This window comes from Acidisphaera sp. S103, assembly GCF_009765975.1.
In the GTDB taxonomy this organism is placed as follows: Bacteria; Pseudomonadota; Alphaproteobacteria; order Acetobacterales; family Acetobacteraceae; genus Rhodopila.
The window spans coordinates 103,165-115,896 of record NZ_LMUJ01000083.1 but is presented as its reverse complement, the minus strand read 5'-3'; the positions used below and the strand labels follow the sequence as shown (position 1 = coordinate 115,896).

13 protein-coding genes are annotated in these 12,732 nt (G+C 64.7%); 9 read left to right on the top strand and 4 right to left on the bottom strand.

What is annotated here, in order from left to right; genetic code table 11:
* On the top strand, positions 1-1,450 hold a 1,450-nt coding region (locus tag GSQ89_RS28270), incomplete at its 5' end, for a hypothetical protein (RefSeq protein ID WP_216856448.1).
* Between the two features lie 575 nt (positions 1,451-2,025).
* Here the strand turns inward: GSQ89_RS28270 and GSQ89_RS28265 are convergent.
* Positions 2,026-2,625, bottom strand: a complete 600-nt coding sequence (locus GSQ89_RS28265) for a hypothetical protein (RefSeq protein WP_158931465.1) — start codon at positions 2,623-2,625, stop codon at positions 2,026-2,028.
* A 338-nt stretch (positions 2,626-2,963) separates the two neighbouring features.
* Here GSQ89_RS28265 and GSQ89_RS39825 point away from each other — a divergent pair, with 338 nt between their 5' ends.
* The 6 genes from GSQ89_RS39825 to GSQ89_RS38795 all read left to right on the top strand — a co-directional run bounded on the left by GSQ89_RS39825 (position 2,964) and on the right by GSQ89_RS38795 (position 7,753).
* Positions 2,964-3,092, top strand: coding sequence for a hypothetical protein (locus GSQ89_RS39825; protein WP_256367355.1), 129 nt, complete (start codon positions 2,964-2,966; stop codon positions 3,090-3,092).
* A 209-nt stretch (positions 3,093-3,301) separates the two neighbouring features.
* Positions 3,302-3,523 carry a hypothetical protein gene (locus GSQ89_RS28260; RefSeq protein ID WP_158931464.1) on the top strand — a complete coding sequence of 74 codons (222 nt, stop codon included), beginning with the start codon at positions 3,302-3,304 and terminating at the stop codon, positions 3,521-3,523.
* A gap of 1,015 nt (positions 3,524-4,538) precedes the next feature.
* Positions 4,539-5,138 (top strand): hypothetical protein, encoded by a 600-nt coding sequence (locus GSQ89_RS28255; protein WP_158931463.1) that lies wholly within the window; start codon positions 4,539-4,541, stop codon positions 5,136-5,138.
* 318 nt (positions 5,139-5,456) lie between these two features.
* Positions 5,457-6,077 (top strand): Uma2 family endonuclease, encoded by a 621-nt coding sequence (locus GSQ89_RS28250; protein WP_158931462.1) that lies wholly within the window; start codon positions 5,457-5,459, stop codon positions 6,075-6,077.
* Between the two features lie 377 nt (positions 6,078-6,454).
* Positions 6,455-6,952 carry a hypothetical protein gene (locus tag GSQ89_RS28245; protein WP_158931461.1) on the top strand — a complete coding sequence of 166 codons (498 nt, stop codon included), beginning with the start codon at positions 6,455-6,457 and terminating at the stop codon, positions 6,950-6,952.
* Positions 6,953-7,069: 117 nt separating this feature from the next.
* The gene (locus GSQ89_RS38795) at positions 7,070-7,753 is read left to right on the top strand and encodes a DUF4326 domain-containing protein (RefSeq protein ID WP_216856447.1); all 684 of its coding nucleotides are present in this window, start codon (positions 7,070-7,072) and stop codon (positions 7,751-7,753) included.
* Between the two features lie 514 nt (positions 7,754-8,267).
* Here GSQ89_RS38795 and GSQ89_RS28235 read toward each other — a convergent pair.
* From GSQ89_RS28235 to GSQ89_RS28225, 3 genes are all read right to left on the bottom strand, one after another.
* Positions 8,268-9,656 (bottom strand): hypothetical protein, encoded by a 1,389-nt coding sequence (locus tag GSQ89_RS28235; protein ID WP_158931460.1) that lies wholly within the window; start codon positions 9,654-9,656, stop codon positions 8,268-8,270.
* A 2-nt stretch (positions 9,657-9,658) separates the two neighbouring features.
* Positions 9,659-9,985, bottom strand: a complete 327-nt coding sequence (locus tag GSQ89_RS28230) for a hypothetical protein (protein WP_158931459.1) — start codon at positions 9,983-9,985, stop codon at positions 9,659-9,661.
* A 268-nt stretch (positions 9,986-10,253) separates the two neighbouring features.
* On the bottom strand, positions 10,254-11,051 hold the full coding sequence (locus tag GSQ89_RS28225) for a nuclease-related domain-containing protein (RefSeq protein ID WP_158931458.1): 798 nt from the start codon (positions 11,049-11,051) through the stop codon (positions 10,254-10,256).
* Between the two features lie 124 nt (positions 11,052-11,175).
* On the opposite strand from GSQ89_RS28225, the gene GSQ89_RS28220 reads away from it, so the two are divergent.
* A complete protein-coding gene (locus GSQ89_RS28220) occupies positions 11,176-11,463 on the top strand; it encodes a hypothetical protein (protein ID WP_158931457.1) in 288 nt (95 codons plus the stop codon).
* 213 nt (positions 11,464-11,676) lie between these two features.
* A partial coding sequence (locus tag GSQ89_RS28215) for a TauD/TfdA family dioxygenase (protein ID WP_254073405.1) occupies positions 11,677-12,732 on the top strand: 1,056 nt, incomplete at its 3' end.

The window sequence follows — 12,732 nt, the reverse complement described above, 5'->3', positions numbered from 1 at the left end:
GCATGAGGCTCGGCACCAGACCACCCGGTGCAACCCTCGAAAGCCTGCATACTGTGAGACGGGTCGCCCCTATCTCAGGCGAACATCTGGTCTAGGAAACAAGACACCACCCTCAAGTGAGCTTTTGAAGCTAGCTAAATGGCTGAAGACACGCAAGCGCGCCCTGCGTGAAGACTCCACACTGTATGATGGCGGTCGAAGTCTGACAGACTTCAGCGGTGTGGCGCAGATGGAGGCGATTGCTTACAGCTGCCAACTAGCAGTCCTCCAATACGAGCTCGGTACAGACGCCATCGAGCTTCTGCATAATCACAGTCCTCTTCCGACGACACAGAGCAGACGCTACGCCTGGGCCAGAGATTTCTGGACACACATGCCACCTCATCCCGAGTTTCCGCCATCAGCAGATATTGTAAATATGGACGTGATGATGGCCCTGATGGTGGCATCACTCTGCGGCAAAATGTTCACACTGCCCGACGAACCCAGCGTTCCGTTCGAGCGTACGCAGCCAAGCTGGCGACTTTTGAAGCTATTCACGTCTGAACGTTGGGCGAAATATGCTAGTGCGGAAGCTGGAGAACTTTGGTCACTTGTCGATGCCAAGGCTAAAGAGCTGTGGGGCTTCACGGTCGAGGAAGAGCTTGTTCAAGACTGGGAAACTGAGGGAAGACTCGTTGCAGAGTTCAGGGCCAGGCATTCCGATGCCGCGGTGGTGCGAGCGTTCGAAAAGTATCACAACGCCAGAAAGCGGGTGATCGACGATTTTATTGCGTCGCCCACGAATTACACCTCGACGGCTGGCTACTGGAAGACCGTAAATGAGGGCATATCTCCGCTTCAGGTCGTCTCGTCCCCTAAAGGAAGTCTGTGGTCCTCGACAGCCGAACCCCTATTCGACTACGACTTCTCACATCTCGGTTCCCATCCGATATTGCGGGGCTGGCACGCCGTCGTAAATCCGAACGCGGTAGATGACGGAGACAGCAAGATCAAACTTGGCTTCGATGATGATTGGCGAGCTGTTTTGACCGAATTCTCGCCGGTGACCAAGCTTCTCGTATCGGGAAGGGCACAGCGTGTCATGGTCGGTGCAGAACTTACCAAGGGCGAAGCGCTCTTGAAGAAGACCGGATTTACGTTTCGTTTCGTTCCGCCGTATGAGATCTATGAGGAGCGCGTCAATGGTGAGGAATTCCGACATCTGAGCGGCCTTGATCAGGCACCATGCGACTTTACGGGCAAACTTATCATGGCTCCAGATTTTGATTTTATATCGCCATGGGAGATACGCAGCGATAAGGCCTTTCGGGGGTTTCTGACCTATATCGCCGAGAGGATGGAATCTGAACCGATGGCAGCGCTCACCCTTGCCAAAGACTGGTCTTATTGGTTGACCTCCAAAGAGCATGCCCGGGAGTTGCGGCAGCGCTTTGGGCTGCCCCTGTAGTGACGTGCGAGGAGGCCTCCGCGTTTACTGGCTCACCGCGCCGGTACCGCGTCTGTGATCGCCTTAGCCAGCGTCCACGGCTCCCATATTGTCAGGACTGCCACCAGGGCGCTGATGGCTGTCAGGATGCCCGTGAGAACGCTTGAGGCGACAACGTTAGCCGAGTAAATTACCGAGACGACCGCGCTGGGCGCGGAGCAGACCACGGTGTTCACGGTACCTAAAGCCGCTCCCCGCCCCTTCTCGCCGTTCACGTTCAGCCAGCACGGGCTTGGGAACCTCGCCGAACGAACGGCGGCTTTCGGACGTGGCCTACCACCGGTTCAACGACGTCCTTGGGCGCAAAGCCGACGGTCGTTTTGCAGAAAACCATCCATTAATGCATGCAGCCTCGCGTTCTGGTCGTCTGCGGTCCCCAAACCGTTCGCGGATGCAGCAACCGGTGTATCAATCTACGGCCTGTAAACTCCTGTAGGGGCCGCCGTCGCCTATTCGACAACCAGGCAGAGCTTCACAAGGCACGATGCAAACGGCGACCCTTCCGACACGGCGCGACTGCATCGCGCCGTGTCGGTCTAACGCCTGGAGCGGCGCGCCAACTTGGCCGCAATCAGGATGTCCATGTCGGCCTCCTGATTGCGCAACACCCACGGCTCACCCTTGCGGGCGTAGCAAACTGCCCGCTCGACACCGATCGTCTCCTCGCACAACCCATGCGCCTCCAGCCCGAGGCGCACGGCCTGCTCCGTCATCTCGAACGCGCGCTCCTTCAGAGCGTCCGGCGCGTGAACGCTTGCCGCACCCCTCCGCGCCGCCTGCGCAGAGGCCGCCGCCACGACGGCCTTCCGCGCCGCCTGCGCAGAGGCCGCCGCCACGACGGCCTTCCGCGCCGCTTCAACGGCACGCTGCAACAACGGCTCCAGCAGTTCGTCAAGGAACCGCTTCGTCGCTCGCCCGTCCGCGTCGAGTTGCCCGGCGATGTGCTCCGCCGTGGCCTGATCCGTGCAATCGCACAACCCGTGCTGCGGCAACTCGAAACCAAGTCCCTCCGCCTGCATGAAGAGGACACGCACGTCGGGCCGAAGCTGATGCAGCAGCCGCATCGATGGCTTCTCCCGCATGTCGACGGGAAACCGAATCACGTTGTCGGTTCCAGGCAACATCTCGATCTGCATGATCCAATCTCCCTGTGCCGGCGAGCGAATCTAGCACCAGAGGATTATGATCGATTCTACGTGGAATCACGAGCATCGCGGCAAACTGACTTCTGACTACCACAGGCCAGCCTCGACGCTCGGGGCGGCTCCATGCGGTCGGCGCCCTTCCCCTGCGGCATGGCCCGTGGCGCGGCAACCATGCGGTTCTCCGCTCCGCTGCGACCCCTCCGGGGGTGCCTTCACCACGGGCCATGCCGCAATCTCGGGGGCGCAACCAGCAGGGGCTTCTCATGACCGCAACGCGACCCATCCACGGTGACGACCTTGCCGTATGGCCTGATGGAACTTGGTCCACGATGGACGAGGTTCGCTCCGGCGAATTTAACTGGAAGTCGGACGACTTCGAACTCGTTCGGCTGGAGGACGAGCTTCGACTGCAGCAGCTGGGCCTTGCCGACGAGAATGATCTGACGGCAGGCGGATAAGGCTGGCCTCCCGTGAAAGCGGTGATCGAGTTCAAACGCCCCGCTGAGAAGGCGCGAATTCATTGCCGGAGCTTACGCCCCCGCCGGGTCTCGGCAACCGTGCCGGTGCTCCACTTCGTTGCGCTCCCTTCGGGATGCCTTCGAGCCCGGCCGCGCCGTCTGTCCGCTCCGCAATTCGCGCAAGCCATCTCAGCTAGGAGCATCATTTTATGAACTCGATCACCGCAGTCTTCATCCGGACCAGCCGCAGCATCCGCCGCGCAACCAACAACCTCCTTAACCGGCTCACCCGCAAGGCAAGCCTGAAACTCTCCCTCACCGTCAGCCTGCCGCCCTTCGTGAAGTTCGCCATCGACTACACGGCAGACCTCTCCAGGCCGGAAAATCGGCTTCCGAAGCCGGCCGAGACCAAAAAACCGCGCCGCTCCTGACACCGCCCGGCCTGACAACCGGCCGTCCCACCCCGGGCTCCGGCCCGGTGCGGGATTTCTGGTCCGCGCCCTCAGGGCCGTGAAACGACGTCGGCCGATACCTCACTGGTAATGTCCTGCGGCGATGCGGTCGCCTGCGGCGGCGGCCCAGCTTGCATCCGCGTTGTTACCATCGGCCGGATCGGCACCGATCCCGGCATGTGCATGCTCCTCTCCGGTAGCCATCCATCGGCGCGATTGCGTCGTGGGCAGCTGAGCAGGGCGTCACGCGGACTTTGGTCTCGTGGTGAGTGCGCAATGCTGGACGGCACGGCGTGCGGGCAGAGCGCGCGGACTTTGGTCTCTTTCCAGCAGGATGGCAAACACGTTCGGCCTTGCCCCACCCGGCTGTCCCCGGCCCGTGCGGTCGAGTTCGGCCGCACGTGATGGTCAGCTTCGGGTGACCTTGCCTTGGAGGAGGCCACGCCAGGCCGGCTGATAGGCCCTCGAAGCGCGGGTGTCGCCATGCGCTGTGCCGTGATCGGGCGTCCCGGACAACGCCGCAGGGAACGTGTGTTCTCTCGGCCCCTCGGACGCGGCGATCAGCCAGGCGCCCCAAGGCGTGGGTTGTCGATCAGACCGGCAGGGCAGGTGCAGACCAGCTCCAGGGTGCCGCAGACAGCGCTTCGCGACGAGGGCGGCCCGGTGCTCACGGGAGCACACTTGAAGGCCAAGGAGATCATCTGTCGCAGGCAAAAGTATCGCCGGCGCAGTGCCGGCGTCACCCCCTCGGTCGCGTGCGGTATGGGACGGGCGTCAGCCGCTGCAACCCCCGCTTCGCCGCCCAGGCGCAAGCGCCTGTCATGGCGGGCGAAGCGCCTGACGGTTCGGACGGCACCGTGTCGCTGCGCTCCCGCACCACTGCCGTCCTCAGGGGTTTCCGCGGCCTCCTTGCCCGTCCCCAGAAAACCGCACCCGAGGGGGAGGGCGCCGGCATGGGGCCAGCGACACTCCTTGGCAGCGAGAGAGATAGATCATGGCCTCCAAGTCCGCTCCGAATACCACTCAGAAGTCCGCCCCCGCCCGCAGGCCACAGGTCCGCCAGGCAATCACCCTGGAACTGGTCCAGGCACACGCCCCCCACGCCGGCCTCGCCGAAAACCTCTCCCGCACCTTCGGGATCGACCCGGTCGATTACGCCGCGGTCCGGGAGGGCACCGAGGAGAACGTCGTCCGAAGCGCCAACGTCCTGCGCGACGACCTCAACGACAAGGCGATGGAGATCCACCTGCAGCGCATCGTCGGCGCCTTCGTCAGCTCGGCCCACGGCGCCGCCACCTTCTACCAGAGCAAGGTCACCACGGCGAAGGACCTGACCATGGCGTCCCAGAATGACGACCGCGACGAGGACCGCGACGGGGTCTCCGGGTTCGAGAGCAAGGCCGAACGCGCCCGCCGGTTCGCCGCCGAGATGGGCCTGCAAGCCTACGCCCTCATGGCCGCCGCCGAGGGTGCCGTCCACGCCTACGCCCACATCACCGGCGGGGACTGGAAGCCCTACGAGCCGCCCGTCGCCGCCAGCAGCAGCACCAGCCGCAGGTCCGCCGCCGAGCAAATGGCCGCCTTCGGAGGCTGAAACACCAGAGCGGGGGCGGAGCCGGTCAAGGCTCCGCCTCCAACGGAGGTGAAATACCGGCGGAGGGCGCAAGGCTCCCGCTTTCCTTCCCGCCGAAAGGAAGAAAAGAGAACGGAATGAGAGGCCTGTGTGAAGGAGCGAAACCCGCGCTACGCGCCCCTCCGGGCCTACGGGCCGCGCGCGGAGAGGCCGCGCTTCTCAGCGGCCCTGCGGGGTGGCGGATGAGAGCCAGACCCACTGTCGTTCCCGCCGTACGAAGCCCCGTTTCCTCGGAAAACCACCCCGCTCGCGCCGCCCTCACCACCAGTGGAGAAATTCATGCCAAGCCGTGCTAAGCTGACGTCCATGAACGCACCGCTCCGCGAGCCATGGACCCAAGACCAGTTCTTCACCTGGGCCAGCGCCCAGGAAGGACGCTACGAGTTCGACGGCTTCCAACCCGTCGCCATGACCGGCGGGACCGCCAATCACAGCGTCATCATGCAGAATGTCCACGCCGCCCTGCGCGCGCGGCTCCGGGGCTCTGGGTGCCGGCCCTTGGGACCCGACGCCGGCCTGGCTACCGTCGGCAACGCCGTGCGCTACCCGGACGCCCTCGTCACCTGCTCAAAATTCTCCGGGACCGCCCTCACCATCCCGGGCGTCGTCGCGGTCTTCGAGATCGTCAGCCCCGGCACCAGCCGCGTCGATCGCATCGTCAAGGTCCGCGAATACGCCGCCGTCCCGTCGATCCGCCGCTACGTCATCCTCGAAGCGACGACAGCCGGCCTCACCGTTTTCGAGCGCGAGGGTGCCGAGACGTCCTGGAAAGCGGTCACACTGACCAGCGACGACGTTCTTCGTATGCCGGAACTCGCCATCGAGATTCCAGTGGTGGAGTTTTACGAGGCTGTCGATTTTGGCGATGGCAACGAATTGGACGAAGCATCGGTTCCCTAGCCATGGGCCACCGGGTGGTCCGGGCGCATCCTCTTCGAGGACCGCTACGCAGCTTCCGTAACCTCCCGCGGGGCTGAAGACGCCCCGCGCTCGCTAACGGAAGTCGAGCCGCCATACGGCGTCGCGCCTCATACGCGCTAACATCGCTTGCGCAGGTCATGTCGGCGCGGACGCGCCTCAGCGGGGGCCGAGAGGCTTTGCCCCTTCTCTCCCCCGAAGCGCCTTCCGCCCAGAACGACAGACGAAACTGCCGAAGACGGCAATTTCGTTGCGTTCCGGGTCCCCGTGAAGCCGCTTCTCCCCCTCCATGCCCACCGCTCACGCGGCCCCGGGAAGCAGCGCACAGGGCGCTGCTTCGCAGCTAAAGGGGTAGGTTTATGAGCAAGATTGACGTTACCGACACCGTCCGTGGCATGCTATCGCCGACGGCCGTCGAGACCGTCTCCATCTTCCTGGAGACCGTCATAGACCGATGCTCCATCGACGGCAAACCGTTGAACTTCTGGGCTATCCATCCGAACCGCAAGAGTATCGTTAATTCCCAGATCATCGATCTGGATCGCTGCGATGCCGAGGGACTTCCCGAACGCATCAACGTCGACATCCGTTGCAATTTCCCGGAAGGCGGCGTCATCGCGAACACCGTTCCCGAGGAGCACAGCTTTCTCGAAGTCTGGGCCGGCAAACTTTGGACCGTCGGCGATCTCGCGATGCACAATCCCGATAGGTTCTATCTGCTCGAATTCCTGCTGAGCACGGATGCTCGGCACCGGGTCGGTGAACGGCTCCGCAAGGAAAATCCGGAACAGTGGCTAATCACACTGGTATGCGTCAGGCGTCGGACCGACGAATACTGCGGTAGATCGGCTACGTAACGACATTCCGCAACGATGCGGGCACCATGTTCGCTTCGGCGCTTCGGCACTGTCGCGGCAGGGGCGGCCCGCACCACGTCTCGCATGAATTGAGACCATCAGTATTTGGGGGTAACCATGCCGCTTATCTTTCAGGACCGGCTAACTCCAGGCGATCTGTCCAGCCGCCCGGACTGGCTTTTCCTCTTTGGGGACAACGAACGCCGTCTCGGCCGCGGCGGTCAGGCGGCGGTATGCCGTGGACATGCCAACGCCGTGGGCATCGCGACGAAGCGCACACCAGAGCGCGCGGACGACGCCTACTGGACCGATGCGGACTACGATCGCGTCATCGCCATCATCGATCGCAATCTGGCACCTGCCTTCGATCATGTTCGCCAAGGCGGAACAGTCGTCTGTCCGGCATTTGGTCTCGGCACCGGCAGGGCCGAACTGCCGTCCCGGGCGCCCCGCGTCTTCGCCTATCTCCGCGAACGCATCATCCTGCTCAAACGACTCGGCCAGGCAGCCCCTGGCCCCTCGATCCCGCGCATCCTCAACAAGAAGACCGACCGAATTCCAGCCTCAGCTTATTATTGCGGACGCCCTGGGCCACTCGGAAATCCTTTCATCATCGGCCGCGATGGAACCCGCGATGAAGTCTGCGACAAGTTCGAAAGATGGCTGCCGACACAGCCGAAACTCATGGCGCTGGTCGCAACCCTCGAAGGCCGCGATCTGGTTTGTTGGTGTGAGCCACTTCGTTGCCATTGCCGTACAATAAGGCGGCACGCCAACCCGAAATCGTTTCGATGCGCGTGATTCGAGGCCGACCATGGAGGGCAGACAAAGCCGTAAGACACAAGCCGCGCCCTTCAAAAGGACGCGCGGCGCATTCTGGCCCGATGCCTCACACATGCGTCAACCCGCACCGCGTTGGGAAACCAAGGGGCAAGCCCCCGGGCAAGCCCCATGGTTCCCCAAACCCCTCCTTGCCCCGGCACCCGTTCCGACTACGGAACGCCCACAGCACCGGCGAGGGCTGGAAGACGCACGAGCCGCCCGTTGCCGCCAGCAGCAGCACCAGCCATAAGTCCGCCGCCGAGAAGATGCCGCCTTCGAAGGCTGAAACACCGGTGTGAAGGAGCGAAACCCGCGCTACGCGCCCCTCTGCTGGCATTCCATCGGCTATCGCCGCTGGAACCTTGGCCAGCTTCGCCCTCCGGGCCTCCGGGCCGCGCGCGGCAGAGCCGCGCATCCAAGCGGCCCCGCGGGGTGGCGGATTCGAGGATCATATCCCTGGTAAACGGTCACGGATCAGGGACAGGAACCAAGCTCATGGCCGGACCTCGATTCGATCAGCGTGCGTCGCACGTCCCGACGGTTGCGACTTCGCGATCTGCCAGCGCACCGATCGCCAAAACACCCGGTCCCGATCCATCTGCGACTGCCGCGCCGGTTCGTGGAAGTCGTGCTCGATCACCGGGGCACCACCCAGCGCACGCGACATGAGCGCATGGCTGCGCTCCTTTCGCGCACGATAGTCCGCGTCGGCAAAGCCCATCGTCTCGATGGCGGCGGCCGTCGCCGCGCCATTTTCGCCGGCCGCCCGGACCACGAAATCCGGCAGGCAAGGCGGCCTTGGATCGGCCGCCGCCCTGCCGTGATCCTCCGGCCAGATGTCGAACAACGGCTTCTCGATCGACACCCGCGCCAGGTGCTGCTTACCCAACCACGACTGCACGCTGCGAATCTGGATGAACGTCTGACGCTCCAAGTCGCTGTCCACCAGCATCAAATGCCGCTCCGACACGCACGGATGCAGGTAAGCGGAGAGAACCTCGGCCGGCGCGTCCGGCGCGGCACGGCCGAGCACGCAGGCCGCAAGGTAGGGAGAGCGCGCCGCCCGCTCCACCGGCGGCTCGCGCCCAGTGCTCGGCCGCTCGCCGAACACCGCGATCCGGCCCCCAACGGGGATGGCTTCGCCAGCGAGCGTCCGCAGCACGCCGCCGCCTGTGCCCTCCATCCTGGCGATCAACACGCCATGCGGACGGGACCGGGGAAACCGGCTCGCCGGCGCCGCGGCGATCCGGCCCAGCACACCGCCCAGCTTCGCCGGGCTGGTGCAAAGGAACTCGGGCAGATGAACACCCGCGTCGATCTCGACCGCGCGCGCCGCGGTCCAGAGCGCCTTGACCTGCTCGACCAACGGCGGACAAACCCAGTCCGGACCAACCGATTGCAGCCGGGCGTCGGTCATCAGTCGCGCCAGCAGGCGGGCGATGCCCGGACGCCTGACATTGCGGGATTGCCACACCTCGCCCGGCTCCATCGCCGACGGGGCCGCCCCAACCGGCCGCACCAGACGCAACGGCCGGTTCGCGGCCGCAGCCGAGTAGCTGTCCACAATGCCACGCTGCTCAGCAGGCTCGCGCTGGAAGTCGCAGGCATCGGAATGCACCGGCCACCGATCATCCTGATGGCGGCGAATGTGCGTCTGCGCGACGGGCACCAGGGCAGGGGGGCGCACCGCGCCAGGACGGCAGTCACACAGGAACCACGATCCAGCGCCTAACTGCTGATAGTGCCGCACGATCTCAGCGGCCGCCTCGCGCGCCTTCGGCTGACCGCCGAAGCGTCCAAAGGCGGCCCGCAGAAGGCGATCCTCCTCCGCCCGCAGAGTCGTCGCGTGCGCGACGTCGCCCCTCGGTGCGGCCTGCAGCACCGTCAGGCTCCATGTGCGGCGCTAGTGCCGCCAATCGGCGCTGGCATTTCGGCCGGCTCTGGCCGCACGACGCCATAGACGCCCTTGATGACACGAACGACCAGGCCGCGATGGAGCAGATGCTGCAACTGGCACGTCGTGTTGGACGGCGGCCGGTTGATCATGCGCGCGATGTCCTTCGCCCAAAGCTGCTCAGTCAGACACCGCAGGATCTGCCGGCCGATCTCCAGCGGCACGGCGTCATTCTCCAGCACCGGCAACGCCCGCCGGCTTCGCACGTGGCAATTGCCGACCTTGAGCGCCAAACCGGCTCCGACAAGCTTTGTCAAAATGGCGGCCGTCCGCTCAACGCTGGAACCGCAAGCTTGCGCAATCGCCCGCCTTGATCGCGGTGTATACGTAGGGACGCGCTGCACGCGGCGCGTGGCCGAGAACGGAAGCGGGCCGAACCGAAGCGCTAACGCCCCGGGCCAACCCGACACCTCACCCGCCTTCGTCAGTAAGGACGATGACTCCATCTGCGAACTCCAGATTGTATGACGCGACAATCCTTCCCTCGACGGCATGCAAACGGCGACGCTTATTAAGAGCGCGTCGTTATGCCGCCATCCCGCGCTTTGCCCGGACACCGTCCAGATGCTCAGCACGGCGCGCTTCGCCCGCCTGCGCTGCCGCAACCAGGCGCTCCCACGCCAGCCGCATCGCGCTCTGATCCGCGCGCGGTCCGTCGCTCGGGATGAAGATCTCCGACAGCCTGTCGAGGGGCACGACGACACCCGCGAGCGCATCGCCAAAGCGTGCTTTGCCTGCCGACACCACATAGCCGCGAACCAGCACGTTCAGATCGCCCACGATCTCCAATGCCGCCAAGCAATGACGGTGATTTTGCCGCACAGGGTTCTGAAATGTGGTCCACGTGGCGGCTTGCGCCAGATGCTGCGTCCACTCGTTGCTGTGCACGCTGCCCGTAATGAACCCGGAGAATGTCTTGGTTTCGATGACTATGATCGCATCGAGACCCAGCACCAGATGGTCGATCTGCGTCAGGCCGCGACTGTCCGCCAGGATGACATCGTGCAGCGCCGGCGCACCCAGAAGCGCCAGCTGACGCGCGACGGCGGCCTCGCCCTTCTGTCCGGTGATGCCCGCCTTGACCTCGCGGAACGCCTTCCACTCGGCGTCCGTGACGAGGTTGGTCCGCCTGCCACCACTGGCCGGCTTCGACGCGGGGCCGGCGCGGCGGGGCGCTTCCCGGTCGACCAGGTGGCGCGAGCGCCCGCGCCGCCTAACCAGTAGCGCCACAACCACGAGCACGAGCACGACGAAGGCGCCCGCGAGAAGAGGATTGGCCTGCGCGGCTAGGACGAGAGGATTGGATTCAAGGATGGTCTGCATCGACGGCCCTCACAATCAGGACGAGCCAGATCGTGAAGGCCAGGCGTGCAAACGCCGCAGCATACGGTCGCGGCGTTCGCAATACAGCCCGATATGCTGATATCACCCAGCCCAGGAGGGGATCATGGACCAGCCCGCCGCGATCTACGTCACCCAGCCGATCGACCTCAAGCATGCCATCCACTGCGCTGGCGGCGTCACCGCCTGGGCGCGCGCGACGGCCGAGCACCACGGCCTCGTAGCGCAAACCGAACCGGTTGACACCTTCGCAGACGCAATCTCCCGTCTCTCGGACGCCGAGGTTGACCTCGACCCCAACGAACGGCTCCTGCTCGCGATCGAGCGCGCCGGTATCGTCGACGGCCGCCAAGGTGTGCTGCTGCACGCCGCCTATCTGCGCCGGAAGCACTGATGGCGTTCGACCCCTTCGGGGATCGCCACACGCGGATACCGTCGCAACGTCGCCGGCGAGCTTGACCCCGAGCGGGTCGGGCGAACGACCGCCCCATTGCTGGAGCCGGGATTTTGCCTACAGTCGCAATGCGGACGGCGGGGCGGTCTATTTCCATTTGGACGTGATTTTTGGGGGCCAGTGGCCGGACGCACGACAGCGAGGGAATCAGCCATGACCGTGATGACTGCATCGCCCGCCCTGAAGCCGCAGCTGATCGAGGGCCCATCCGCCTGGACCGGTGCCGAGATGCGGCTGCGCGAGGCGGACTGGACCTACCGCCTGTCCGCCGCGGAGGTTGCCGAGATTGAGGCGGCGACCAACGCCGTGCTGGCAAGCGGCCTCGATGTCGCGGCCATAAGTCGCAACGACTTTCCGCTTCCAACGCTCGGCCCCGCGCTGCAACGCCTGTGCGGCGAGGTGATCGACGGCCGCGGCTTCGTGCTGCTGCGCGGAATGCCGGTCGAAAATCGGCCGATCGAATTCAGCGCGGCGGCCTACTGGGGTGTCGGCACCTGGTTCGGCTCCGCACGATCGCAGAACGCCAAGGGGCATCTGCTGGGGCATGTCTACGACCTCGGCCAAGGGCTCAGTGCGACCAACCCCAATCTGCGCAGCTACGCCACGGCCGAGGGCCAGAACTACCATATCGATCGTTGCGACGTGGTGGCGCTTCTGTGCCTGCGGCGGGCAAAATCGGGTGGGTTGTCAGCGATCGTCAGTTCGATGACCGTCCACAATGTCATGGCACAACGACGGCCCGACCTGCTGGAGCGGCTGTACCAGCCGTTCCCGGTGGACCGCCGCGGCGAGGTGCCGCCTGGCAAGGCGCCGTTCTACGACGCACCGATATTCAACGCCCATGAAGGCCTGGTCTCGGTGCTGTATTCGCGGCTGCATATAGGATCGTCGCAGCGCTTCCCGGAGGCTCGGCGGTTGTCCGACGCCGATCTTGAGGCTTTGGCCATGCTGGCGGACCTGGCGGCCGACCCGGACCTGCGGCTGGACATGAATTTCATGCCCGGCGATATCCAGTTCCTGCACAACCACACGATCCTCCACGCTCGCTCCGCCTACGAGGATTGGCCCGAGGTGGAGCGCAAGCGGCATTTGCTGCGGATGTGGCTCGCCCCGCCGGGTGCGCGGACGCTGCCGCCGGTGTTCACCGAGTGCTATGGCGGACTGACACCGGGCGACCGCGGAGGAATCATCTGCGAGGGGACGAAGCCG